The following is a 24600-nucleotide window of genomic DNA, read 5'->3' as shown; positions in this document are numbered from 1 at the left end:
GTTCAGGCCTTTCCCCAAAGAGGAGATCAGAAAAGCGTTGGACGGCAAGAAGGCCGTAGTCGTGCTGGACCGCGCCGCATCCTTCGGCGCGGAGGCTCCGCTCTACGAAGCCGTAAAGTCATCCCTCTATAACGCAGTCCACCGGCCCGCGATGGGCAGTTACATCTACGGCTTGGGCGGCAGGGACATAAGGCCCGAAGACATCAGGCAAGCCGCAGATGACGCCTTGAAAGGCAAGTTGAATGCGGACGAACAGATGTATCTGGGACTGAGGGAGTAAAGGAGGAATACCTATGCCCATCACAATGAAAGAGTTAGCGCTGGAATTCGACAAGAAAAACCCAGGGATCACCCAAGGACACAGGCTTTGCCCCGGCTGCGGAGCGCCGATAACGGCCAAGTTCGTGCTGATGGTGGCAAAGCACCTGGGATACGACCCCCTGGTAGGGGTTGCCACAGGGTGCCTTGAGGTCTCTACCACCATCTATCCCTATACGGCCTGGAGCATTCCCTACATCCACAACGCCTTCGAAAACATCTCCGCCACGGTGAGCGGCGTAGAGACGGCCTCGAGGGCGCTGAAAAAATGGGGCAAAATCCCCCAAGATAAACGTTACGCCTTCATAGCCTTCGGCGGTGACGGCGGCACCTACGATATCGGCTTACAATCGCTTTCGGGCGCCGTGGAACGAGGGCACAACTTCCTCTACGTCCTCTACGACAACGAGGGGTATATGAACACGGGAAACCAGCGCTCAGGCTCCACCCCGCCAGGCGCACAGACTACCACTGCCCCGGTCGGCAAGGTAATCCCGGGCAAACCTCAGCTCAAGAAAAATATCGTCGAGATCATAGCGGCCCACGAAAACGTCTACGCCGCCACGGTGTCACTTTCGGATCCGGTCGACTTCTTCAACAAGGTAGAGAAAGGGCTGAACTTCCAAGGCCCCGCCTTCTTGGCGGCGATGTCCCCCTGCGTGCGCTTTTGGAGGGTGCCGGAGAGCGATACGGTCAAGATAGCGAGGCTCGCCGTAGAGAGCAACTACTGGCCGCTCTATGAGGTGGAAAAGGGCGTTTACAGGGTCACGAGAAAACCCAAGAGCTTCAAGCCCGTGGAGGAGTTCCTAAAGAGTCAGGGGAGGTTCAGACCGCTCCTTTCGAGGCCCGATGCCGATAAAATCGTGGGCGAATTGCAAGCCTACGTCGACGCTCGCTGGGAGAGATTGCTGGCGCTGGAGGAAGCCACCAAGGACAAGCCTATAAGGAAATAGCCAAAGGGCTCCATATGCAATATAATTTTAAAAAAGCGAAGGGGAGGGATGGAGATGGCTTCTGTCAAAGCACATGGACCGCACCCGGGCCATGAGAACCACCTTTGCTACCTGCACAACATGGGAGTGCTCGACGCGGACGTAGAGGGCTTCAAAAGCCTCGTGAAGGACGCCAAGTTCCTGTGCAAGAGGTGTGGCAGGGCCGCCGCCGAGGCTGAAAATCTTTGCGATCCCATTAAGCTCTAAAGAGAGGAGGCGGGGTAGGAGAATGTACCCCGCCTTTTTCGTTTTTTTGCACGCTCGTGCCGCATAAGCACCCCAAATAAATTCGGCGAGGGTTGACAATAAAGCAAGGGTATTGTATGCTCGATTTGGAAGTTTGGTATGCCTAACTTTTGATTCATCCTTAAGCGACGCTTACCAACAAAAACAACTAACAAACAGAAGGTGGAGATGAACGTGGAGGTGTCGTTGAACGAACTGCCGGACGAAGCCGAGGCGTATATATCGTCGCTACCGCACGGGGAGAGCGGCAGGAGACTCGAGGCTATGGGGTTGCGACCAGGCAAGCGGATCCGAAAAGTCTACGGGATGCCGTTCCATGGCCCCATAACCGTATCGCTGGACGGAAGGCAGATCGCGATAGGCCATGGCATCTCCGCTAAAATAAAAGTGCGGCCAGCTTCCAGGGAGGAAAACGAATGAAGGGGTGCAGCTGCTGCCAGAACAAGGAGTTATGCCCACTCGCTTCCGCAACGGAAGGGAAGGCCGGATACAAAGGACGCATCCTGCTGATGGGAAATCCGAACGTGGGCAAGAGCGCCCTTTTTTCTCGCCTCACCGGCGTGCACGCCTTGTCGTCGAACTATCCCGGGACCACTGTCGGCTTCACGGAGGGCAGGCTGCAACTCGGCGAAGCCGCATACCGCCTCATAGACGTCCCAGGGGCATATACGCTTGAACCCACAAACGAGGCAGAGGAGGTAGCGTGCCGCATACTGGACGAGGGGGCAGACGCCGTGATAGTCGTCCTCGACGCCACAGCCCTCGAGCGCAGCCTCTTTCTGGCCCTTCAAGTCCTCGAAAGAGGCCTTCCCACCGTGCTCGTGCTCAATATGTCGGACGAGGCGCGTCACAAAGGCATAGAGATCGACGAAAAGGCCTTGGAGAGGGAAGTAGGGGTGCCCGTAGTGAGCACAGTGGCGGTATCAGGCGTGGGGATCAAAGAGTTGCTGCGGGCCATCGGCGAAGCCAGGGTCGTAATTCCTCACCATTCTTCCAACGAGGAGCGATGGCAGAGAATAGGCGAGATCGTTGCGAGGGTCCAGCGCATAAGCCACCGCCACCACACGTTCAAAGACAGGATCGAAGACATCAGCGTTCACCCTCTCTGGGGCGGCATATTGGGGGCATTCGTTTTAGCGATCAGCTTTCTGTCGATTCGATATATAGGAGAGGGCCTCATAAACTACGTGCTCGACCCGATCTTCGACGCCTTCTGGCTCCCACTGCTCGAGAAGTTTTCTATCGCCCTCGGCGGGGAGGGCCTTTTGCACAGTCTGCTCATCGGCTCGCTGATAGGGGGAGAAATTGACCTCGAGCAGAGCTTCGGCGTGCTCTCCACGGGGGTATACGTGCCCATAGTCATGGTTTTTCCATATGTCTTGGCGTTTTATACCGCCTTGGGCATATTGGAAGATATAGGCTATCTGCCCAGGCTCGCCGTCGTCTTCGATGCGCTCCTCCACAGGCTCGGGCTCCACGGCTATGCCATCGTGCCAAACCTGCTCGGGCTCGGATGCAACGTGCCCGGCATCATGGCCACCCGCGTCCTCGAATCCGAAAGGGAGCGGTTCATAGCCTCCACGCTCATTTCCGTGGCCGTCCCTTGCGCCGGCCTTCAGGCGATGATATTGGGCACCCTTGGGGCATATGGCCTGAAATACGTCTTGACCGTATACGGAACGCTCTTCGCGGCGTGGCTCATCTTGGGGCGGATACTGCACGCGGCGCTTCCCGGCTACAGCCCGGAGCTCGTAGTGGAGATCCCTCCGTATCGCCTGCCGAGGCTCAGGGGGTTTGCGACCAAGCTCTTCTTCCGGGCGAAGGAGTTCTTTACGGATGCCATCCCGTTGGTTTTCGTGGGCATCCTGATCGCGGGCCTTCTCTACGAGAGCGGTATCATAAACGTCTTAACCGGCGCAGCGGCGCCGATATTCGACGGCGTTTTAGGTTTGCCGCCGGAGACCGCAGGCCCGATATTGCTCGGCTTTTTGCGCAAAGACGTAGCGGTAGGGTTTCTGCTCCCCTTAGGGCTCGAACCGCATCAGCTCGTGGTGGCCTCGGTGACGCTTTCCATGACCTTCCCGTGTATTGCCACCTTTGTGGTGCTGCTCAAGGAATTGGGGGTCAAGCGCCTCCTCGAGGCCTTGGCGATCATGATAATCGCCGCGCTCGCAGCAGGGGGAGCGCTGAACTTTCTCTTCTCCCTGGCTCACTGACGGGAAAAGCTACGCGCCCTATCTTTGGAGATTCCTCCACCGCCCAGGGGATGTCGTAGACCGCCTCGAGCAGCTCCGGGCCAACCTCCCCAGGGGCGCAAGAAGCCATGAGCGCGCCATCTTTCAAAAACAACAATTCGTCTGCAAAGCGCAACGACAAATTTACGTCGTGGAGGACTGCTATAACTAAGCGACCTCCCGAACCCAAAGAGCGCAGCAGTTCCATGACGAGTATGGCATGTCTGGGGTCAAGGGCGCTCGTCGGCTCGTCCAGCAAAAAAATCGGCGTATCCTGGGCGAGGGTTTGCGCTATCGCAACGCGCTGAGCCTCACCGCCGGAGAGGGTCGTCACAAGCCGATCCTCAAAACCTTTCAGCTCGAGTTTGACGAGTAAATCGCGCGAAAGCGCCATATCGTCTTCATTCGGGGGTCCGAAGAGGGAAGACGAATGCGGGAAGCGCCCCATGGCAACGGCCTCGAGCACGGTAAAAGGGGCATAAAAACCGCTGTTCTGCGGCAGCAACGCCACGGCTTTAGCCAAAGCCTTCCTCGAATAGCCCTCTACGGGCTTGCCGCAAACGCGCACGCTTCCGCCTTCGGTCGGAAGCATCCCGGCTAAAGCCTTCAATATCGTGCTCTTGCCGCTGCCGTTCGGTCCCAACAAGGCGATCAGCCTGCCGGCCGCAGCGCCGAAGGTCACGCCCCTCACGGCTTTTTTCTTTCCATAAGACACGCAAATGTCCTTAACCTCGAGCAAGATCGCGTTTCCTCCACAGGAGCGCACAAAAGAGCGGGCCACCGGCTACGGCCGTGATGACGCCCACCGGCAGTTCGCCCAACAGACGAGAGGCGATGTCGGCGTACAGCATGATGATCCCTCCGATCAGCCAGGAGACGCAGAGCAACCGCCCGTGGGCAGGGCCGAAGATAAGCCTCGCCATATGGGGAACCAAAAGGCCCACGAAGCCTATGACGCCGCAAAAAGAAACGACGACGGCTGTGGCGCACGAGGAGACCAAAAGCAGGAGGGCTCTCATGCGCCGCACGTCCACGCCCTGCGCCGCCGCCCTCCCTCCGCCCAAAGCCACGAGGTCAAGGGCACGGCTGTAAAACAGCCCCAAAAGCAAAACAATGGACGACGAGGCAAAGAGCCACGGCACCTCGCTCCACGTGGCGTTAGAAAAGCTCCCCAAGAGCCATAAAACGACAGTCGCGACCTGCTGCCCCGCCAAGGCCTTTAGGAGGGTGACGGCCGCGCCGAGGATGCTTCCCACCACTACGCCCGCCAAAATGAGCCTCGCTGGTTCGACGGAGTCGCCTCTGCGCCCGATAAACCACACGAGGGCCAGACATAAGAGGCTTCCCGCGAAAGCGAGCGGCGTCACGAAGGATAACCCCAACACTATAGAAAGGCTGGCCCCGAAGGCCGCGCCGGAGGCCACTCCGAGCGTATAAGGCTCAGCCAGCGGATTCAAGAGGAGCCCCTGGAATACGACGCCGCTTTCGGCGAGGGTCGCGCCCGCCGCGACCGCAGCCAAAGAACGAGGCAGCCGCACCTGCCATACGATGGCGTGCGCGAGCCCGCTGCCCTTGCCGAGCACTCCCAGGACCAAAGCTCGAGATATTTCACCAGCGCCCAGCGGCACGTCGCCCACAGAAATTGCCACGACGAGTGAGACCGCCAATACCGCGGCAAAGAGGAGCGCAAAAAAGGGGGCGGAACGTCCGCCCCCTTTTTTGTTAACGTTTCGGCAATCACTACTGCCTCTGCAACTCATCTACGCGGGTCTGAACGCGGTTTATTTCCTCGGTCAACTCCTGCAGCTGCTTTTCTAACTCAGCGCGCTGTTTGTTCAGCTGCTCCAGCCTGCGGATGAGGCGATCCAGCTCAAGCTGCGCAGCGGCCCTTCCCCTGAAGAGCCTCTCCGGGTCATCCCGGCTCACGTCCCACATGAACTCGATGCTCCTGCCTATCGTGACCGGACTGATGTTGCCATTTATTTCAAGCTTTACGGTCTTTACGCCGTCGAGCAAGGACTTCCCTTTCTCGTCGTAGCGCGGGAAATAAACCATGCCGTCGCGCTTGCCGGAGAGCCTGAAGTTGAACCGCTTATCGTAGTCCATGGGCTTATATTTCTTGTTGCCGATCCACAGGGTAACTTGTTCATCGAAGGGCGCCATGCTGATGGGCGAAGCGCGGTTGTCGAACTCTATCCTGAAGGGCAAATACTCTTCGAGCTGCAGCGCTTTGAGCAATTCATACTTGTAGCGCTCGAGCTCGTCCTCCGTCCAAAGGTTTTTGTCTGCCTCGGCTTGGACGAGAGCCTCGATATACTCCGCGGCATAGTAAGAAGCGCTTATCCACATCTCCGCCCCGATGTCGTTCTTATATTGGTTGGTCTTGGTCCACCGCTGAAGTATCTGATCATAAGGAGCGGCCACTGCACAAGATGCAAAGGCTAAAATCGCGACCGTCATTCCGATGAGTTTTAAATGTCCCAAGCGCCCTCTTTTAAAAGCCTTCATCTTTCTTCCCCCCATATGCACTGCCGAAAACCTCGTCGTTTTCATTATAGCAACGGCGGGCGCAAGCTGCAAGTTAATCGCCCGCACTGCGCGCCAATGCCGAGGCGCACAATGCGGGCGACCGTCCTGCAGGCCAAGAGGGCTGCTCATCTCAGGAAGTCGACGAGCGTCGGCTGGATTATGCGGGCGATGGTGGCAAGGCTTGCCTGATACACGGCTTGGGCCATCTGAAAGCGCGTCACGGCCTCAGCCAGGTCCGTATCGGAAATCTTGCTTTGCAGCTCCTGGAGGGATACGTCGTTCTGTTGCAAACGTTTCCGGCTCGTCTCATACCGCAGTTGTAGGGCCCCTACGCGCCCGCGAACCTTGAAGAGGTTATCCGTAAACGCGTCGATCTTGGGCAACAGGGAGTCGGATATGCCGGTTATGTCTCCGGAGCGTATCGCGTCGGATAAGTCCTCCAACAGGCCGAAGAAATCGGTCTCGTTTTGGTTTGCCGCCGTGCGGCGCGCCAAAACTTGGTTTGACGGGCCGGAGCCGCCGCGGTTTGCAGACGAAACTGAATTACCTGAAACCGGGTCATCAATAAATACACTGTTACTTGGGTCATCTGTTACATTTATCGTAAGACCCCGAGGAGAAAAGAGGACGAGATAATCATTTCCGCCCTCGCTAACGAGCTCGGCCCTGACGTCCTGCCCCTGAAAGCGGGCGTTGATGACGCTCACCAATTCTTGTGGCGTTACGACGCCGGAAGAGTCGAGGTCGGCCTGCGCGAGGTCTATCTTGTGAGTGTAGCCGTCCACGGTGATGGCAAGCGTTCCAGATGTAGGAAGAGAAGGTTCCAGTTGGACCCTGACGGAATTGTCGATTTCGAGGGCTTCGGCGTTGCCGCCAGATATGTCGTAAATGCTCAAAGGGCTTCCGTCCTTGGCGGCTATGGCTAAACGGATATTATTACTGTTGCTTGAGATATCGCCGTCGTAATATGTGACGTCGAGCCACCCTCCGGCCAACTCCCTGATGCGGCGCGCCACGTCTAAGGGAGAATCGGTCGAAGAGACCGGGATTTCAACCGTATGGCCAAGCGTTACGATCTTGAAGCTTCCGTCGCTCAAAGGAACATTTTGGGCCACGGGATCGCCGATGATCCCGGCATGTATCCCAAGCTGCAGGGCAAGGCCTGCTGAATAGTTAGCCAAGGTCGGGTCTCCATAGGGGCGATCTACGATCCTTAACGGCTCACCGGTCTTGGCATAGAGCGCAAAACCCCCGGCTCCGGTCGCGTCGCCGAAGTCGTCGACGCCCAAAAGGTCTTCACCCACCTGGCGGACGATCTCTTTCGCCACGTCGAGGCCGCTTAAAATCTGGTCCTGATATATCTTTACCGAGAATTCCTTATCGCCCACGAAGACGGACATGAGCATGGGCATGTTCGGGTCCACGCCGGCAGGGAAATTTAGTGAAGCAACGTCTGATGTCAAGGCCGTGGACAAACCAAGTTTAGCAGCATATTGTAACCCTGCCGACTCGCCGTCATAAATCGTCAAAGGCTCACCCGTTTTGGTCCTCAAAATCAGGCGCGTCGTAGCAGCTTCCTCGTTGTCACCTGAGTGCGGGGACGAGCCCGAAGAAGGCTCGTTTTCGTCGGTCTGGACGATGACCTCGAGCCAATCGCCCGCTACGTTCCTGAGACGAGCGGCGAGTTCCTCCGCCGTGAGATTTGGGTCGTAGTTGATAAATAACTCGGCCGAGTTGGAACCGCTTTTGATCTTCCAGTGGAGCGGGTTGGTTACGGTGTCATAACCAAGGAAATTAAATTCTGTGCTTTTAAGCGTGGTCTCCATGCCCAAAAGTGACGCAAGGTCGATGTGGCTGTGGTCTTTCGGGCGATTTAAGGCTTGCGAGGTCGTTCCGTCGGCAAAGAGATCCGTACCGGAGCCGCTCGTGCGGAGCGCAAAGGACCTGCCAGGCGTGCGGCTATACACGATGAGGTTGTCGCCATCTACAATGGCACCCACATCTGGAAGCGCCAAAAACTTTTGGCGCACGTGGTCAAGGTCATCGCCGGCTTCAATCGTCACGGACTGCGAAGTGCCGTCTTTCCATTCTATCGTGATTTCGCCACTTGAAGAAGCCGACCATCCAGTGCCAACAGGAAGGCTTTTAACGCCTTCTTCCGCGGCTTCTGGGTCCGTCTCGGGCCAACCCGTAACCTGGATGGGCTCTCCCGTGTGGCTTTTAAAGACGAGGCGCTGTACACCTCGGCCGGCGTCTTTTTCCACATAGACGGAGACGATCCGCCCCACGTCGCCCATATCGAGCGAGTTGTTTATAATTTCGGCGATCTCATCCAAAGAATAGCCGCCTATTTCGCCAGGGTCGCGAAACTCGTTGAAATCGGGGTTTTGTGTAGTGTCGCTCCTGTCGTCGTCCGACCACACCTCGGGTATGCGAACCTTTGCGACTCGGTCGCCCACTTGAAATTGGAGTATTTCGCTCCGCCCTTCCCATCGAAAGTCGAGAGGGAGGTCAACGCTCTTTATGATGTATTGCTTCTCGTTTTCTGGAAACACCTCGCGCCCATGGACAGAGACTTGCCCCGTCTCGAACCGCCCGACCTCGAACGCTATGTTGCGCAGGTTGCCACGGTAAACTACGTGACCCTGCTCGTCTCGGACGAAAGGGCTCTCCCCGGTGGCGAGGCCGGCGAAGATGAACCTTCCCTCCACCTCATAGTTTGCGGTCTGGCGAAGCTCTTCCTGCAACAGCTCGACCTCTTGTGCGATCGCGTCCAGATCGACATCTGAAAGGGCACCGTTTCCGGCGTATATGGCGAGCTCTCTGAGGCGCTGAGCCACGTTCGTGATCTGGTCCAAAGCGCTGTCGGTGTACGAGAGCCAGGAGATGGCATCGTCCAAGTTCTTTATGTACTGCCGGTTTTCCACGAGGGAGGTGTCTATCGAAAGCTCGCGCACCACGCCGATCGGGTTGTCAGAGGGACGCTGGTATAGCTTGCCCGTGGACATCTGCCTCTGAAGGTCCAACATGCGAGTCAGGTTTTTGTGCATATCCGAAAGAAAGACCTGCTGCATCATGGAGTTGGTTACGCGGTTCATTTCGATCCCCTCCTGCAAAAAGCGCTAACGGCCCACTATGCCCATTCGGTTCACGATGACGTCGAGCATCTCGTCGATGGTCGTAATATAACGAGCCATCGCGTTAAAAGCCTGCTGAAACTTGATGATGTCCATCATCTCTTCGTCGATGTTCACGCCCATGACCGACTGCCTTTGCGCGTTGATCTGGTTCATAAGCGCCCGTTGATTATCGGCCATGGTGCGAGCCCGCTGCCCTTGAGCGCCGAGGGTAGCAATGAAGGATTCATAGAACTCGTTGAAGCTCGCGCTCCTGCCCTTCAAGACCTTGCTCTGCTTCAGCTGCGCCATCCGAAGGGCGTTTGACCCGTCTCCGCTTCCGACGCTGTGCCCCGTGCCGTCGCCGCTGGCAGCGGCTATGAGGCTCGAATCCTCGACTAGTGCGCTGTTTACGGAAAGGCCCTCGGCCGCTCCCGCGAGTGAGGGGAGGGGTTTGAAGAAGGATATGCCGGTGAGCTCGGCGTTGTCACCTATGCCGTGGCCGGCTCGATGGATTGCGTTGAACTCGAGCGCCAGGCGGTAAGCCAGCTCGTCAAAGCTGTCGAGGTGGCTCAAAATGATGTCATCGCGGGCCTCGAGCAACCCGAGGATCTTGCCTCCCTTGACGTGGTGGAGGACGGTTATGCTCGTGTCCCCGGTCGACTGAAGCGTCAAGCGCACCCCCGGAGACACTTCTTCTAACGTGGACGCGGCGTAGCCGTCGTCGGGCGTGATCCGCCTGGCGTCTTTGAAGGCGTTGCTCGACGACAGGTATTCCCTTCCGTCAAAGAGGAAGAGGGCGTCTTCGGCGGCTTCTATGACGTTGGTCCTCCCGCTTCCGTCGGTGAGGCCGAGGTTTTGGGCCGCATAGAAGCTTCCTCCCTCGTCGCCCAAGACATTTATGCGGTAGGCCTCGCCCACGACGTGGCTTTCGAGCTCGAGATAGTAAGAGCCGTATATGGACTCCTTCACGGAGGCATTAAGCCATTCCTCCGGAGCGCTCGGGCTTCCGGAGGCGGCAGCATAGGCGCTGTTTATCTTGTTAGCTATCGTTTGAAGGGTGTCTTCCTCCACTACGTCTATCGTCACGGTTTTGCCCGCATCGGCAAGGCCCATTTTCGATGCAAGGTCTCCCTTGATATCGGTCATGGATATGAGGTTGTGATCGACAGATTCGAGCACGAGGCGAGAGGAATCCACAGAGGCATTGAGGTCGGACGAATAATGGTTGTTGACAAAGCCCTCTAAATCCGCAAGGTAAAGGTCGCTTCCGGCACTATTCGTATTGCCCAGGTTGTCTGAAATATCCCATCTATTATCGGTGCTATTCCATTTCACTGTAACAACGCTTTCAAAACCACCCGCAGCGAGGCGGAACGAATACTCCGTGGGCTCTCCCGGCCCGGGGGTTCCCAAGACTCTACCGCCGGAGTCGGCAAAGCTGATGGAGTTTTTAATTACGCCGCCCGAACTGACCTGAAGGCCAAAGGAGCCTCGCAAATTCAAGGCCTGGTCGGGACTTGTGACGTTTGAAAGCCCACCCGTAGAGCCGACCTTCCACGCCGTCTCCGTGGCCAGGCGATTTACCCGGACGGAATGAACCGCCTCCGCAGCGCGCTGTTCGACAATAGCCAGGAGGACGGAGGGATCTGACACCTGATCGAAGAGGTTGTCTTCGACCTGCACGTCGTAGTATCCCTCGTTGCCCGCCATAGAGACGAGCACGAGGTGCCTGCTTTGCGTTCCCTGCACCAAAGTCTTGCCGTGGAGGTCTATCTTGAAGTCCCCGTCGGCCTGATCGGTTGTCGATGCCACCGACACATCGAGCAAAAGGCTCAATTTATCCACCAACAGGTCGCGCCTGTCCAACAGGTCATTGGGGTTGCCGCCCACCGCCTGGATTTCGGCGATGGTTCCGTTCAGGGCGGCGATCTGGTCTATCAACGAGTTCGCTTCTTCTACGGAGAGCTTCAAATCGTTGTTCAAAGAAACTCTATACTGGTCATAGTTTCGAGCGAGTTGTGAGAGAAAAACGGTTAAGCTTTGGGCGCTCTGGATCACTCCCTCGCGAGCGGCGCTGTTTTCGGGGCGCTTCTGCAGCTCTTCCAAGGCCGACCAGAAAGCGTTTAAGGCGCTCGATAAACCTTCGCCGGCGGGCTCGTTCACGAAGAGTTCGATGTTGTTTATGGCCTGCTCGAGGGCCTCCCAGTAGCCTTGCAAAGACGCTTCCTCTCTATATTGGGCATCCAAAAAGGCGTCGCGCAACCTGACTATCGCATCGACCTTGACACCTGTCCCGATCTGCAGAGGGATCTCCGGGCGGCTCATACCGGGAACCGTGTACGGCTCTGTCGTGGAGGCCTCGACCCGCTGGCGGGAATACCCTTCCACGTCTGCGTTGGCTATGTTGTGCCCCGCCGTCTCCATGCCGCGCCTGAAATAATCCATGGCCCGGCGCCCCATCTCCAGGCCGAAGAAAGAGTTGATCATCCGCCTTCCCCCCCTAACCCCTTACCTCAAAACCGCCTCTGAGGCCCCCGAAACCGTTACCGATTTCGCGCCAGCGCGAAATGAGCAATTCGCCCAAGGTGGAGCTTTCCTCCAAGAGGCGTCCGTAGATCTCCAACTCCGAACGCAACTTCCTCACGACTATATCCAACCGCTTAGCCGCACTCGCAAGTGAAGCCGCTTCGTCTTCGGGCAAACGCAACGCTATTGCCTGAGCCGAAGGATCGCACCTCAACTGCTTAGCCAATGCCACAGCTTTCAGGTGGCGATCCCTCTCCGCCTCCTGCGCTTTAACCGCGACGTGCCTTACGTTTTGGAGGAGGCCCTGTATGTCAGAGAGGCGCCCGCTGGTGAGCGCCTCTCTCTGCGAGACCAAACATTCAACCGTAGCCTCAATCTCCTCGATGAGGGAGAGTGTAGACTTAATCAAACCTTCTGCCGACATAATCTTAACTTTCCTTGTCTTCTCTCAATATGCCGGCCAGAAAAAGCCTCCGCGCTACTTCGCGCAAGTCGGGAGAGTAGGTTCCGCCTTCTATTTCTTTTTTGATCTGTTCTACCTTCTCTTGCCGCACATCGGGGATCTTTTTCATCTCAGCGGACGCAGCAGCCAACTCTTTGGCGAAAGGGCTGACCTCGACGCCGTCGGCCTTATCCTTTCGCTCTTTGACCTCTGTTTTCTGCTGCCTTACCTTATCCACCGGCTGAGTCCCGAAGATACCTCTAATTTTGTCTATCATAGCGCTCACCCGCCATTCTTTCTTCACCCTCAAGACATATAAGTTTCGGCCACAGCCGACGAGGGCTTTAGAGGCACTTCCCCTCTTTTTTAAGCAGCGTAAATCACCCTTCCGCTTTCAATTATGTGGCGGTAGATCAGACCGAGGGGGCGTTTTGGTTTCTCTAAGTCGTTGGGGGTAGTTATTATGAGCTTAAAGGGAACGGCCATGCAGCGCATGCGTTCTCGCAGCATAAAGGCAGTCTGCCTGAGGGAGACCTCCTCGGGCACTACAACGAGCAAGTCGAGGTCGTTCGTCCACCCACTTTCGTCCGCTTTCCCGAAAAGCACTATTTTAAGCGGATGAGCCGTCTCGACGATCTCTCTCGTGAGCATTTGCAAACCCTGTTGATTCAATTCTTTGCACGCCAACTCCCTACCCCCTTTACGCAAGAGTCGTCTCTCAAAGCGAGACGCTCCAAGCAATCGCAGCCGCTGGAAAGCCGCCGGCCCTCTCGACGGCGCATGCCGCGCACGAAAGCGTAGAGCCCGTCGTGCATACGTCATCGACAATTATAACGGCCTTCCCATTCAAGGGCAAACCCCTCCACTCGAGCGCGCCCTTGGGCAAGGTCCTGCGGGAGGAAGCGCCGAGTCTCGTCTGGGGCTCCACATCCGCGATCCACTTAAGCCCTTCTTCGGTCGGGATTCCCCATACATCGGAAACCCCACAAGCCAGTGCGCGGGCTTGGTTATACGGTCGTTCGCTCCGCCTGTGCAATGGCACGGGAGCGAGCAGCTCTCCCTCGGGCCTTCGCAAATTCCTCGCCAAGGCGCGCCCCATTTCCCTTCCCAAAGCCTTATATCCGTCGTACTTGAGGCGCAAAACGAGATCACGCGCCTTGCCGTCGTGCAACGCACCGAAAAGAAGAGCCGGCGACGCAGGATGTGAAGGGCACGGGAAGGACTTACCGCAAAGGAGACATTTGGGAGGTTTAGGCGAGATGAGAGCATCAAGGCAGGCCTGACACGCCACCACGCCTGCCTTACCGCAAACCGGACAATGGACGGGAAAGACCATGTGGCTCGCCACATCCAAGAAAGTCCTCGAAATACCGAAAAGATAACGCCTGTGCAACGTGCCTAAGCACCCGCAGCTCGGCGCAAGTCTTGAGCGCGATCCGTGCGCTCCCACGCAGGGATCGGGTCGAGGTCGATCCGCCCCATGTGGCCGTAAGCCGCCAAGGGTCTGTACTGGGGCTTCCTCAAATCCAGATCGCGGATCATGGCGGCAGGGCGAAAGTCGAAATGCTCCTTCACCAGGTGCGTTATCTCCTCATCGGAAACATTGCCGGTCCCGAACGTATCGACATAGATGGCCAAAGGCCTGGCTACGCCTATGGCGTAGGCGACCTGGATCAAGCACTTATCGGCCAACCCCGAGGCGACCACATTTTTGGCCGCGTATCTGGCCATATATGCTCCGGTGCGGTCCACCTTCGTAGGATCTTTCCCCGAAAAACAGCCGCCCCCGTGAGGCACCACGCTCCCGTAAGTATCCACCATGATCTTCCGCCCCGTGAGGCCGGTGTCGGCAAGAGGCCCGCCGACCACAAAACGCCCGGTGGGGTTAATGAATATCTTGGTGCGCTCGTCCACCATCTCGGGAGGGACAACGACATCGATGACATGCTCTTTTATCTCATCGCAGAGCTGTTTTTGCTCTACCGCCGGATGGTGTTGGGCCGATACCACTATGGCACTAACGCGCTTAGGTTTGTCCGCTTCGTATTCCACGGTCACCTGTGTCTTGCCGTCCGGGCGAAGATAAGGAAGAGTTTTGGCCTTGCGAACGAAGGCCAACCGCCTGGCCAGCTTATGAGCGAGCGTTATCGGTATAGGCATGAGCTCTTCGGTCTCGTTGGTGGCATATCCTATCATCATGCCCTGATCGCCGGCACCTATACGGTCTATCTCGTCATCGTCCATCTCGGACTCCCGCACCTCTAAGGCGCGGTTGACCCCTTGGGCGATATCCGGAGACTGCTCGTCTATGGCAGTGACGACGGCACAGGTGTCACCGTCGAAGCCGTACTTGGCCCTGGTATAGCCCACATCTTTTACTATTGAGCGCGCAAGTCGAGGTATATCCACGTAACAACTGGTAGTTATCTCTCCGGCTATCATAACCAAGCCGGTCGTGACCAACGTCTCGCAAGCCACACGCCCCATCGGATCTTCGGTCAGTATGGCATCCAATATGCCATCTGAAATCTGATCGGCCAACTTATCAGGGTGACCTTCGGTGGCAGATTCCGAAGTTACCAGGAAGCGCCCCACGGGCATGAGAAACACCTCCCAGACTCCCCCTTAGACGGCCTCCTGGGCTCACAACAAAAGCCCCAGCGCCGATATGTCATCAGCATCCAGGGCCCGCCTATGCGGGGGTTATTTTTTGACGACGTTCCTTATACCCTCTTAGAGGTAAACTGTCAAGCCCCCTCACGAATATTCCAAAGGGCGCCGCAGTAAGATCAAAGCGCCTTCATCGCCTTCAAAACCGTGGCGTTCGAGAAAAGAGGCCAGATCGCGCGTATATGTGATGATGAGCGGAATATCCTTGATGGCCGGGTGATTTAAAGCGTAATCGACAAGCGCAGACCCGACGCCCTTGCCCTGGTGATCGGGATGGACGAGAAAGTCCCATAAAGAGGCGCGAAAAACGAAGTCGGTGAGCACCCTGCAAAAGGCGACGACCTTCCCCTCGTGGCGCACGGAAAAACACATACTGCTGTTAGACAGCATGCGCGCTATCTGGTCTATTGTGCGGCTTTTACCCCAGTAGGCAAAGCGATAGAGTTCCTGCAGCTCCTCAGGAGTGATGGCGCGTGCACTGTCGTAGAAAAGGTACCCCTCAGTCTTGGGCATCGCCCTGTCGGGTTACCCCTCTTCCTCCGACGATCCCTCTGCGGTCACATATTCGCCGCACTTCGTAACGCAAAGCCCGCCTATGATCCGGCGCAAATCGCCACGCGCGTCCTGCTTGACCGGAACCTGAACCACTTGGCCGCTGCCGCACTGCCCACACACCCAGTGTATACGAGCCATACCGTCGGAATCGGGCGCCCCGGCAAGGACCTTCACCTCACCGCAGACTTGACACGCAACGATCAGCATCTTCAATCGCGCTCCTCTTAAGTATGAGAGGGAATCCCCTCAACTTTTATTTTAACCCTCACAGGCCCCTCTGTATAGATGTCATCGCTCGCCTCTATCGTCACCGAGAAGGGAGGCTCTTTGTCGACCAATTCGTCGACGGCGTCGAAGAAGTCGCTCGCCGAGATGTTACCTACGGTGCCGCGCAATGGGTCGCGCAAAATGCCGTCGGCCACAGAGCGACTGTTGACCTGTTGTAGCAGCGACAAAAGCTCTTCCTCTGCCTTCTCCCTCGATAGCGGCTCGGTGAAGGTGTGGCTTATGAGTTCTTGCCCGCTGCGGTATATGAGGCGGCTCTCGTGCAACTCCAAAATGCCGTGGACGGCGTCGCCTCGCACGAGGTTCGACTCGGCGATCATGCGAATGACATACTTTTCGGGAGCTCCCACGAGCTGCTCAGTCGTTTTTTTCCATTGATCTTCCGGAATCGCCACGGTGACGTCTTCTGGCCTTGTGCCTATACGCAGCGAAGCCATGACGGCCACCTGCCTCACCAGCGCATTCAAGGCCTCCTGGACCTCTTCTGCGCTCGCGTTCGGCCCAACCGACACCTGTCCCAAGAGCTCGCCGGCGAAGGCCAAAATGCGCTCCTCGCGCATCTGCTCTAAACCGCGGCGCAGCTCCTCTGCCTCTTTTTTCAGATTGGCCACCTCTTCCTCGAGGCTGCGCCGCCTCGCGGTGAGGTCGTCCACTTGAGATCTCAAGCTGTCCCGCTCCGTTTCCAACTCCTCAAGCTCCTGACGGCTCTCCTGAAGCTGCTCTGTGAGGCTTGAAATCTGGCGTTGTATGAATTTCATGCTGAATAGGGCGGTATGAACCGTCTCGGAAGTTGCGGCCAACACGACGAATGTCCCGGCTACTATCAAAATACCAGTGACGACAGTTATAATCGAGGAGGTGTGGCGAGGCCTCAAGCCGAAGAGGGAGATCCTGCGCTTTCCTATGCGCGTCCCGACTATGTCGCCGAGGTAGGCCACCAAGCCACCTATCACGACCAGCGAGAGGATCAGCTGCCAGTTTATCTCAGACCAAAAATTCACCACACCGCCATCCTCCTATGTTTTACGGGCTAAGTAGTGGATCGCAAAGCCAAAGACGCAACCAGCCCTTTAGCGAACACATCCGGTTCAACCGGAGAGCTTTGCGAGGCAACGACGAATCGCCTCAAGGCCGCTGTCCATATCCTCAAACGAGACGTTGAGGGCAGGCCTAAAACGTATCGAGCGGCTGCCGCAGGGCAGAATGAGGACCTTATTTTCGCGAGCGCGCTGCAAAAATGCGTCACGAACTTGAGATGAGGGAAGGTCGAAGGCGCACATCAACCCCTTGCCCCTGACGTTGGAGACGAGGCCGGGAAAGTCTTTCTGCAATTCCTCCAACCCCTGCATCAGTCGCGGCCCGGCCTGCGAAGAGACGTAATCGAGCACATGGTCGTCCCTGTATATCTCAAGATATCTCGTGGCGCGAACCATGTCGCATATGTTGCCTCCCCAGGTCGAGTTTATGCGGCTCGATACGCGGAAGCAATTCTCGTCCACCTCGTCAACGCGCGGGCTTACGGCGATGCCGCAGACTTGCGATTTCTTGCCGAAGGCAAATATATCGGGCGCCACACCATGGTGCTCGAAGGCCCACATTTTCCCCGTTATCCCCATGCCGCACTGGACCTCATCAAATATCAACATGGCTTCATTCTCATCCGCCAGATTGCGCAACTTCTTAAAGAATTCCGTCCTGAAGTGGTTGTCCCCGCCCTCGCCCTGGATGGTCTCGATGACGATGGCGCATATGTCGTCCGGATTGTCCCAGAAGGCCTGCTCGATCTGGCTTACAGCCACTGACTCAAGCCATTCCACGACGGAAAGATGTTCCTCTAATGGCCATGCGATCTTGGGATTTATGACCCTGGGCCAGCCGTATTTGGCGAAGTAGAAGTGTTTTCTCGGATCTGCCGTGTTCGTCACGGAGAGCGTATAACCGCTCCTGCCGTGAAAGGCCTCTCTAAAGTGAATGACCTTTGTACCTTTTTTGCCGGATACGGCGTCGCCTTTAGAAATTTTGCCGCGCGAAAGGAGCTTACGCACCTTCCAGTCCATAGCCACCTTGAAGGCGTTTTCGATCGCCAGCGTGCCGTAGTCGATGAAAAAGAGATGCGCGAAACCGGGCGGAAGTGCCACTTCGGTAAAGACCTTCACGAATTCTGCCATCTCAACCGTATATATATCGGAGTTGGCCACCTTGTTTATGGCGGCGCGGAAGATCTTCTCCTTGAATTCGTCGTTGGCCAACTTCGGATGGTTCATGCCGAAGGGAGCCGAGGCAAAGAATGTATAAAAATCGAGCCACTCATCACCGGTAACGGCGTCCACGATGCGGCTGCCCTTGGAACGCTCCATGTCGATCACTATGTCGAAGCCATCTCGCAGGATCCACTTCTCAAGTATCGAGAACACATCCTCCGGTTTTACTCCCCACTTGACCTGCGTCATCGTTCAAACCTCCCAACTAAGCTCTCTAAATTTTTAAGACGCCCCAGTTTATTTTCGATTCTAAGGCCATATAGAAAAGGGGTCAAGCTGAAACGAACGCCAAGACGGCGTTACCATAAAGCGAGGCTCACGTTTTGCGATATCGGACGATTTATCTTAAAATTTAAAATTGAACTGCTCCGCTAAAATTTTTCAAGGCTATCCCCGTCGAGTATAAAAGGACATGAAAAACAAGGTTATCTCTTTAGGTTAGTATACGCCCTTTCGGCACGGATGTCTTTAGCCTCTGCGCGCAGGCGCAGGGCTTCTAAAAGGCCCTTCGTCATGGCATCTTTACCCGGCCATTAAGGGTTTAAGAGCGCTATAATCGTTCACTGCAAGACGCATATTAATGGGTGGAGGAAGAATCGATGACAACAGTCGTCGGAGCGACAATAGGGCCGGAGATGGTAAAAGCCTGGGAGAGGGAACTTTCCGCATCGTACAAAAGAAGCAAGGCGATATCCGCAGAGGCAGGAGATCAGTGGGCCGCGCTGGGCTTTGGGAGGGAATGGCTTTTCTTCTCCTGGGATGCCAGATTTTACGGGCTTTCCCGCATTTCCCCCTCTGACCTGAAGGAAATAAAGGGGTGGGCGAAAAAGGTCCCGCCCATCAAAGAAGCGCTAAAGTGTCACATAGCGGGATACGCGCTGGAAGACATAGAGCAGATCGGCGACGACCGCGTTTTGAAGTTCTCCTTTCGCAGGAGCCTGGGAGCCGGCGCTGCCTCGACGAGGGCTTTGGTGCTGGAAGCCACGGGGAAGTTTTCGAACTTGCTCATTTTAGACGAATCTGACCGCATAGTGGAGTGCGCGCGACACGTCCACAGAGATGAAAACCGCTACAGATCCCTCCTTCCTGGGCTTCCGTACAAAGTTCCGCCTCCCTTCGACGGCGTGACGCTCGAGGAAGTCGCCTTAACGCGAGAAAACTTAAGCAGGCTTAAAGGGCTCGGTCCCGGCCTTTTGCGGCACATAGAAACGCACTGGGAGCTTTACTCGCCCGAGGAGTGGCGCGCCCTCATATCTTCGCTGTTAGACGAAGGATGGAACCACGCCTTCGTCGTGCAGAAGATAAACAACTACCTTGCGGTCTTTCCGAAACTCTTGCCCGAAGCGAGGGCTATTGCGGGATCCCCCCTATCGGCGTGCCGTGAAACCACCTTTTTGCCGACACTTGCAAGCTATGTAGGGGAAGCAAAACTGTGCGTCCGCAAAGCCATGCTCTCAAAGGTCAAGCTGCTGCGCAACAAATTGCAGGGTGTAGAAAGGGTCATCCAAAGCACACATATGGCTTCGCGATGGTCTTACTGGGGAGAGATCCTTTTGGCTTATGCCGACAGCGTATCGCCAGGCACGGAGAAGGTAACCCTTCAGGGCTGGAAGGAGGAAGGGCCTGTAGAGATTCCGCTCGACCCCGACAAATCTGCTATAGAGAACGCGAAGCGTTATTTTTCTCTTTTTAAGAAATACAAAAGGGACATAAAGCCGCTCGAAGCGAAACGGGACAAACTCGTAAAAGAAATCGCCGAAGTTGAAGAGGAGATCGAGATGTTGGGGATCCTCGAATTCCCCGACGAAGTCAAGCCACTCCTGGACGAAATCGCCGCCAAAAAGGAACGCGGGCGTAGGGTCGAGAGCACCCCGCCGCATCTGACCTTCAGGCTCCCGGAGGGAGGGCGTATATTGGTGGGTTTAAACGCCAAAGGCAACAGGTTCGTCACCTTCAAGGCCGCTCGCCCGAACGACATGTGGCTGCACGCCAAAGATATCCCGGGGTCCCACGTCGTTATCACAGGCGGGGGGATGAGCGAAAAAGCCCTTCTCTTTGCGGCATCGTTGGCCGCCTACTACAGCAAGGCCAGGCTCGCAGAGAAGGTCACCGTTGATTACACGCTCAAAAAACATGTGAGAGCTATTCCGGGCAGCATGGCTCACGTCACCTACACGGACGCCAAGAGCCTCGTAGTATCGCCTACGGCGTGGAAAACCTCCCTCGAAGAAATTGGCGCAGGTCGGGAGGCAGGAAGGAACGAAAGTTTATAACTTCACCCCTCGTCGGGTGAGGGAAGGCAAGTCGCCACGCATGGAGGAAAGGGCGGTCGAGGCGCTCGTCGCTTTTAGGCGAATAGAGGATATCCCCTACGATAGGACAGCCCAAATACGACATGTGGACGCGGATCTGGTGCGTCCTTCCGGTGACCGGACGGCAAATCGTGAGCGAACATCCCTGACGAAGCCATAATACTTCGTAACGCGTAACGGCAGGCTTGCCGTGAGGGACAACCGCCATGCGCAACCTGTTCTTCGGGTCCCTCCCTATCGGCGCGTCTACGGACCCCTCTTTGCGGGGAAGAGATCCCTTGACCAAGGCGATGTATTCCTTTTTGACCTTCCTCTGACGAAACAACTCCATCAGGAAGCCCTGAGCATGAAGGTTTTTGGCCACCACCATCAAGCCGGATGTGCCGGCATCGAGGCGATGGACCATGCCCGGTCTCTCTGTGCCGTTTATAACCCTCATAGACGGAAAACGATACAGGAGGCCATGGAGCAGCGTTCCCCTCCAATGGCCCGGAGCGGGAGCGACCACCAACCCGGCCGGCTTGTCGATCACGGCGATGTCATCGTCTTCGTATACCACGCCGAACGCCACGGGTTCCGGCTCCAGCTCGAGCTCGCGAGGCGGCGGGAGGGATATCACAAAACTCGCACCCGCCCGAACCTTGCTCGACGGCTTCAGGCGGGCTTCCTCTCTCAGGGTGCGAACTCTGCCCTCGATAACGAGGCTCTTGGCGTAAGAGCGAGATACACCCAACTCCTTTGCGAGGAAGAGATCGAGCCTTGGGTTGTCTTCTGCGGCTCCAAGGGAGACGCTCGTCCCCTTGAATTCATCCTCGTCAAAATCTTCGTTCTGGTCTTCCGAAAAAGGCTCATGAAACGCAGAGGTCACTTGCCCTTCGTTTTCGCCTCTATCTTCTGCTTGCAAGAGACGCAATACCTCGCCCACGGCCTGGCTTCCAGCCTTTCTATATCGATGGGCTTGCCGCAGCGTTCACACATGCCGAACTTCTCGGGACACGCATCCAGCTTGCGCAGGGCATGGCGGATGTCTTCGAGCAACTCCTTCAAGAGGGCCACATTCCCGACGGCGAGCTCCTTCTCCATGAGGCCTAAGGCGGAGTCGGCTGGGTGGTTATGAGTAGCGCGAGCCATCTCAACCGCCGAACTCGCCCCGCCCTCTTCGGCCATAGAGTCCAGCAGCGAAGCTATATCGCTGGCCTCCCGCTCAAGCTTGGCTTTGAGATTTAACAAAAACTCCTCCATCACGGCTTCCTCGCTGCCTTACGTCCTCGAACTCGAAAGCGACTCGAGCACCGCTTCGCATCGAGGGCAGAGCCCGTCAGGCGACAGATAAGTGGAATATTTCCAACAACGAGGGCACTTGCCGCCAGGCGCCCTGCTCACGCCGATCACCAAGCCGGTGTCCTCGTCTCTACCGATCACGTCTCCCGCGACAGCGCCCTCCACCCATTCGAAGCGCGATACGATGCAGACCATCTCCCACAGGGCGCCGTCCAGGCTGGCCATATCTTCAAATTCTTCGGCTCTTTCGATACCCACCGATGCCTCTAAGGACTGACCTATAAGCCCCTTCGAGCGCGCCTCTTCAAGGACCTTGCTGACAGCTCCTCGCACGGTCAGAATGCGTTGCCACTTCTCCTCAAGCGACGGATCTTCGAGTTCGCGGTCAATTTCGGGCCACGAACTCAAAAAGACGCTCTCCGGAAGCGAACCGTCGATGCTGCGGAGGCACTGCCACGCCTCTTCTGCCGTGAAGCTCAAGATCGGCGAAAGCATTTCGAGCAGGGAGCGAAGGATAACCCAGAGGGCGGTTTGGCAACTCCTCCTGGAGTGGTCGCAAGGCGCATTCACGTAGAGGCGATCCTTGCTCACGTCCAAGTAGAAGGCCGAAAGGTCGTTGACGCAGAACTGATGTATTGTGAAGGTCGGCACGTGAAACTCGTAATCCTCAAAACCCCTCGTAACCCGATCGATCACCCGCTGCAGGCGGGAGAGGATCCACCTGTCGATCTCCTCCATATCGCGAGCCGAGACGCTGTCTTCTTTCGGATCGAAGTCGAAGAGATTGCCCAACATAAAGCGGATCGTGTTGCGGATGCGCCTATACGATTCGATCAAGTTGTTCAGTATGGTATCGGAGATCCTCACATCATTGCGATAATCGGTAGACGCGACCCACAGCCGCAGGACATCGGCACCGTGCTGGCCGATAATGTCCTGCGGGTTGACCACGTTGCCCAGCGACTTGGACATCTTCCGCCCTTCTCCGTCAACTATGAAGCCGTGGGTGAGGACCGAGTCATAGGGAGCGCGCCCTTTTGTAGCCACGGACGTGAGAAGGGATGTCTGAAAATATCCTCTGTGCTGATCGCTGCCCTCGAGGTACATATCGGCCGGCCAGCGCAAGTCGGGCCTCGCTTCAAGCACAGCCGCATGGCTCGAGCCTGAGTCGAACCAGACATCTAAGATATCCGTTTCCTTCCTCAGGCGACTGCTGCCGCACTTCGGACACTTACACAGGCTTCCCAACAATTCCTCGGGCGATTCCTCCCACCACACGTCTGTCCCGCGAAGAGCCACTTTCTCGCTAACCTTGCGGACATATGGAGCCGATAAGATCAACTCGCCGCAATCTTCGCAGTGAAAGGCTGGGATCGGAACGCCCCAAATGCGCTGTCTGCTTATGCACCAGTCTGATCGCTCTTTGACCATGTTCCAAATCCTCTCCCGACCCCATTCGGGGATCCATTTGACCTCGTCGATGGATTTCAGCGCCCGATCCCTGAAGGCCGAGACTGCCACGAAGTATTGCTCGGTAGCCCTGTATATTACTGGCCTCTTGCACCGCCAGCAATGGGGGTAAGAATGGACGATCTTGGATCTCCCCAAAAGCCTCCCTCTCTCTTTCAACGCTCGAAGGATCTTCTCCTCTGCCTCTTCCAGAGAAAGCCCCCCCACCAACGGCGTGTCGGGCAGGAAAAACCCCTTCTCGTCGACGGGATTCAATATGGGAAGGTCATACCGCACGCCGGTCTCAAAGTCCTCGACGCCGTGGCCCGGAGCTGTGTGGACACATCCCGTCCCCTGATCGAGCAACACGTAATCCGCCAGGACCAACGGCACAACCCGATCTTCGTAGAATGGATGCCCCGCCGTTAAACCTTCGAGCTCCTTGCCTTTGCGCTCGAGCAGCACCTCTTCAAAGCGTAACCCTGTCTCTTTCTCCACCAGTGGGGCCAATTCTTTGGCCACCAGATATGCCCTGTCGCCGACTCTGTAAAAGGCGTAATCGTATGAAGGATGTATGGCGACGGCCAGACTCGCCGGAAGTGTCCACGGTGTCGTGGTCCAAATTATCACAAAGGGTTTCACATCCGAGGGGAGCGGAAGCTCCGCGAGGATCGGATAGGCCACGTATATGGAGGGAGATGCGATGTCTTCATATTCGATCTCGGCGGCGGCCAGGGCGGTCTGGCAGTCGGTGCACCAGAAGACGGATTTCAAGCCCCTGTATACCAATCCCTTCTCTATCATGTCGGCCAACACATTCAGCTCCGCCGCCTCATACTTAGGCAAGAGCGTTATATAAGGGTGCTCCCAATCGCCCAATACGCCCAGCCTTTTGAATTCCTCCCTCTGGACGTCGATATAGTGCAGGGCATAGGCCTTACAGCGCCTTCTCAGCTCGACCGCTTCGATCGAGTCCTTTGTCAAGTTGGCATCTTTCAAGACCCTGAGTTCGATCGGCAACCCATGAGTATCCCACCCCGGGACGTAATGCGCCCGATAACCGCGCATCCACTTGTATTTGGGAATGAAGTCTTTGAGTATCTTGTTGAAAGCGGTCCCTATGTGGATGTTGCCGTTAGCGTAGGGCGGCCCGTCGTGGAGGATAAATGGCGTGGAGTCTTTTGCCCTATCCATGAGCTTTTGATAAAGGCCGACGTCGCTCCAAAACTTCAACAGTTCGGGCTCTTTTTTCGCCAACGCTGCCCGCATCGGGAATGTGCTCTTGGGCAGGTTTAAGGTCTCTTTGTAATCGTTTGGCATGATACATCCTCCTCGATCGCAACTAAAACGGGTTGTCCCCACGCAAAGCCCAAAGGCTTAT

At 56.5% G+C, this 24600-nt stretch carries 22 protein-coding genes and 1 pseudogene; 6 read left to right on the top strand and 17 right to left on the bottom strand.

Annotated elements, in window-relative coordinates; genetic code table 11:
• From porA to EZM41_RS06585, 5 genes and pseudogenes are all read left to right on the top strand, one after another.
• A pseudogene (gene porA, locus EZM41_RS06605) lies at positions 1–280 on the top strand (pyruvate ferredoxin oxidoreductase); the annotation flags it as partial.
• Positions 281–293: 13 nt separating this feature from the next.
• Positions 294–1271, top strand: a complete 978-nt coding sequence (locus tag EZM41_RS06600; protein ID WP_198470335.1) for a thiamine pyrophosphate-dependent enzyme — start codon at positions 294–296, stop codon at positions 1269–1271.
• A gap of 54 nt (positions 1272–1325) precedes the next feature.
• On the top strand, positions 1326–1517 hold the full coding sequence (locus EZM41_RS06595) for a hypothetical protein (RefSeq protein WP_232619143.1): 192 nt from the start codon (positions 1326–1328) through the stop codon (positions 1515–1517).
• A 207-nt stretch (positions 1518–1724) separates the two neighbouring features.
• The gene (locus tag EZM41_RS06590; RefSeq protein ID WP_198470333.1) at positions 1725–1976 is read left to right on the top strand and encodes a FeoA family protein; all 252 of its coding nucleotides are present in this window, start codon (positions 1725–1727) and stop codon (positions 1974–1976) included.
• Positions 1973–3772: a ferrous iron transporter B gene (locus EZM41_RS06585; RefSeq protein WP_198470332.1), complete on the top strand. Its 1800-nt coding sequence runs from the start codon at positions 1973–1975 to the stop codon at positions 3770–3772. The genes EZM41_RS06590 and EZM41_RS06585 overlap by 4 nt, the downstream gene beginning before the upstream one ends.
• Here the strand turns inward: EZM41_RS06585 and EZM41_RS06580 are convergent.
• The 14 genes from EZM41_RS06580 to lat all read right to left on the bottom strand — a co-directional run bounded on the left by EZM41_RS06580 (position 3708) and on the right by lat (position 18366).
• Positions 3708–4529, bottom strand: a complete 822-nt coding sequence (locus tag EZM41_RS06580) for an ABC transporter ATP-binding protein (RefSeq protein WP_198470331.1) — start codon at positions 4527–4529, stop codon at positions 3708–3710. The genes EZM41_RS06585 and EZM41_RS06580 overlap by 65 nt on opposite strands.
• Positions 4516–5550: a FecCD family ABC transporter permease gene (locus EZM41_RS06575; protein ID WP_232619142.1), complete on the bottom strand. Its 1035-nt coding sequence runs from the start codon at positions 5548–5550 to the stop codon at positions 4516–4518. Before EZM41_RS06575 ends, EZM41_RS06580 begins: the two co-directional genes overlap by 14 nt.
• Positions 5531–6298 carry a coiled-coil domain-containing protein gene (locus EZM41_RS06570; RefSeq protein ID WP_232619141.1) on the bottom strand — a complete coding sequence of 256 codons (768 nt, stop codon included), beginning with the start codon at positions 6296–6298 and terminating at the stop codon, positions 5531–5533. The genes EZM41_RS06575 and EZM41_RS06570 overlap by 20 nt, the downstream gene beginning before the upstream one ends.
• 146 nt (positions 6299–6444) lie before the next feature.
• The gene (flgL, locus tag EZM41_RS06565; protein ID WP_198470329.1) at positions 6445–9417 is read right to left on the bottom strand and encodes a flagellar hook-associated protein FlgL; all 2973 of its coding nucleotides are present in this window, start codon (positions 9415–9417) and stop codon (positions 6445–6447) included.
• A 24-nt stretch (positions 9418–9441) separates the two neighbouring features.
• Entirely contained in the window at positions 9442–11925 is a 2484-nt protein-coding gene (flgK, locus tag EZM41_RS06560; RefSeq protein ID WP_198470328.1) for a flagellar hook-associated protein FlgK, read from the bottom strand.
• Positions 11926–11938: 13 nt separating this feature from the next.
• Entirely contained in the window at positions 11939–12388 is a 450-nt protein-coding gene (flgN, locus tag EZM41_RS06555) for a flagellar export chaperone FlgN (protein ID WP_198470327.1), read from the bottom strand.
• A 4-nt stretch (positions 12389–12392) separates the two neighbouring features.
• Positions 12393–12683, bottom strand: a complete 291-nt coding sequence (gene flgM, locus EZM41_RS06550) for a flagellar biosynthesis anti-sigma factor FlgM (protein WP_198470326.1) — start codon at positions 12681–12683, stop codon at positions 12393–12395.
• Between the two features lie 89 nt (positions 12684–12772).
• Positions 12773–13093, bottom strand: coding sequence for a hypothetical protein (locus EZM41_RS06545; protein WP_198470325.1), 321 nt, complete (start codon positions 13091–13093; stop codon positions 12773–12775).
• Between the two features lie 31 nt (positions 13094–13124).
• On the bottom strand, positions 13125–13799 hold the full coding sequence (locus EZM41_RS06540; protein ID WP_198470324.1) for a ComF family protein: 675 nt from the start codon (positions 13797–13799) through the stop codon (positions 13125–13127).
• 5 nt (positions 13800–13804) lie between these two features.
• A complete protein-coding gene (gene metK, locus EZM41_RS06535) occupies positions 13805–15007 on the bottom strand; it encodes a methionine adenosyltransferase (protein WP_198470323.1) in 1203 nt (400 codons plus the stop codon).
• Positions 15008–15163: 156 nt separating this feature from the next.
• Positions 15164–15589 carry a GNAT family N-acetyltransferase gene (locus tag EZM41_RS06530; protein ID WP_198470322.1) on the bottom strand — a complete coding sequence of 142 codons (426 nt, stop codon included), beginning with the start codon at positions 15587–15589 and terminating at the stop codon, positions 15164–15166.
• Between the two features lie 12 nt (positions 15590–15601).
• On the bottom strand, positions 15602–15838 hold the full coding sequence (locus EZM41_RS06525) for an alcohol dehydrogenase (RefSeq protein ID WP_198470339.1): 237 nt from the start codon (positions 15836–15838) through the stop codon (positions 15602–15604).
• A gap of 17 nt (positions 15839–15855) precedes the next feature.
• Entirely contained in the window at positions 15856–16920 is a 1065-nt protein-coding gene (locus EZM41_RS06520) for a DUF3084 domain-containing protein (RefSeq protein ID WP_198470321.1), read from the bottom strand.
• A gap of 84 nt (positions 16921–17004) precedes the next feature.
• On the bottom strand, positions 17005–18366 hold the full coding sequence (lat, locus tag EZM41_RS06515; RefSeq protein WP_198470320.1) for an L-lysine 6-transaminase: 1362 nt from the start codon (positions 18364–18366) through the stop codon (positions 17005–17007).
• A 410-nt stretch (positions 18367–18776) separates the two neighbouring features.
• Here lat and EZM41_RS06510 point away from each other — a divergent pair, with 410 nt between their 5' ends.
• Entirely contained in the window at positions 18777–20450 is a 1674-nt protein-coding gene (locus tag EZM41_RS06510) for an NFACT family protein (protein WP_198470319.1), read from the top strand.
• Here the strand turns inward: EZM41_RS06510 and EZM41_RS06505 are convergent.
• Genes EZM41_RS06505 through ileS form a run of 3 tightly spaced genes read right to left on the bottom strand, consistent with a single transcriptional unit; the run spans position 20380 to position 24539 of the window.
• Positions 20380–21414: an RluA family pseudouridine synthase gene (locus EZM41_RS06505; RefSeq protein WP_342449252.1), complete on the bottom strand. Its 1035-nt coding sequence runs from the start codon at positions 21412–21414 to the stop codon at positions 20380–20382. The two genes, EZM41_RS06510 and EZM41_RS06505, sit on opposite strands and share 71 nt — an antisense overlap.
• Positions 21354–21731, bottom strand: a complete 378-nt coding sequence (locus EZM41_RS06500) for a TraR/DksA family transcriptional regulator (RefSeq protein ID WP_198470318.1) — start codon at positions 21729–21731, stop codon at positions 21354–21356. The genes EZM41_RS06505 and EZM41_RS06500 overlap by 61 nt, the downstream gene beginning before the upstream one ends.
• Positions 21732–21749: 18 nt before the next feature.
• The gene (gene ileS / locus EZM41_RS06495; RefSeq protein ID WP_198470317.1) at positions 21750–24539 is read right to left on the bottom strand and encodes an isoleucine--tRNA ligase; all 2790 of its coding nucleotides are present in this window, start codon (positions 24537–24539) and stop codon (positions 21750–21752) included.
• Positions 24540–24600 lie beyond the last annotated feature (61 nt).

The organism is Acetomicrobium sp. S15 = DSM 107314 (assembly GCF_016125955.1).
Taxonomy (GTDB): domain Bacteria; phylum Synergistota; class Synergistia; order Synergistales; family Thermosynergistaceae; genus Thermosynergistes; species Thermosynergistes pyruvativorans.
The sequence above is the reverse complement of the archived record's forward strand: the minus strand, read 5'-3'. Positions and strand labels throughout refer to the sequence as shown.

Bases quoted from the DNA above. Each gene is read 5' to 3' on its own strand.
- EZM41_RS06600 (WP_198470335.1), top strand. From the start codon at position 294: ATGCCCATCACAATGAAAGAGTTAGCGCTGGAATTCGACAAGAAAAAC.
- EZM41_RS06595 (WP_232619143.1), top strand. From the start codon at position 1,326: ATGGCTTCTGTCAAAGCACATGGACCGCACCCGGGCCATGAGAACCAC.
- EZM41_RS06590 (WP_198470333.1), top strand. From the start codon at position 1,725: ATGAACGTGGAGGTGTCGTTGAACGAACTGCCGGACGAAGCCGAGGCG.
- EZM41_RS06585 (WP_198470332.1), top strand. From the start codon at position 1,973: ATGAAGGGGTGCAGCTGCTGCCAGAACAAGGAGTTATGCCCACTCGCT.
- EZM41_RS06575 (WP_232619142.1), bottom strand. From the start codon at position 5,550: ATGAGTTGCAGAGGCAGTAGTGATTGCCGAAACGTTAACAAAAAAGGG.
- EZM41_RS06570 (WP_232619141.1), bottom strand. From the start codon at position 6,298: ATGAAGGCTTTTAAAAGAGGGCGCTTGGGACATTTAAAACTCATCGGA.
- flgL (WP_198470329.1), bottom strand. From the start codon at position 9,417: ATGAACCGCGTAACCAACTCCATGATGCAGCAGGTCTTTCTTTCGGAT.
- flgK (WP_198470328.1), bottom strand. From the start codon at position 11,925: ATGATCAACTCTTTCTTCGGCCTGGAGATGGGGCGCCGGGCCATGGAT.
- flgN (WP_198470327.1), bottom strand. From the start codon at position 12,388: ATGTCGGCAGAAGGTTTGATTAAGTCTACACTCTCCCTCATCGAGGAG.
- flgM (WP_198470326.1), bottom strand. From the start codon at position 12,683: ATGATAGACAAAATTAGAGGTATCTTCGGGACTCAGCCGGTGGATAAG.
- metK (WP_198470323.1), bottom strand. From the start codon at position 15,007: ATGCCCGTGGGGCGCTTCCTGGTAACTTCGGAATCTGCCACCGAAGGT.
- EZM41_RS06530 (WP_198470322.1), bottom strand. From the start codon at position 15,589: ATGCCCAAGACTGAGGGGTACCTTTTCTACGACAGTGCACGCGCCATC.
- EZM41_RS06525 (WP_198470339.1), bottom strand. From the start codon at position 15,838: ATGCTGATCGTTGCGTGTCAAGTCTGCGGTGAGGTGAAGGTCCTTGCC.
- lat (WP_198470320.1), bottom strand. From the start codon at position 18,366: ATGACGCAGGTCAAGTGGGGAGTAAAACCGGAGGATGTGTTCTCGATA.
- EZM41_RS06510 (WP_198470319.1), top strand. From the start codon at position 18,777: ATGACAACAGTCGTCGGAGCGACAATAGGGCCGGAGATGGTAAAAGCC.
- EZM41_RS06500 (WP_198470318.1), bottom strand. From the start codon at position 21,731: ATGGAGGAGTTTTTGTTAAATCTCAAAGCCAAGCTTGAGCGGGAGGCC.
- ileS (WP_198470317.1), bottom strand. From the start codon at position 24,539: ATGCCAAACGATTACAAAGAGACCTTAAACCTGCCCAAGAGCACATTC.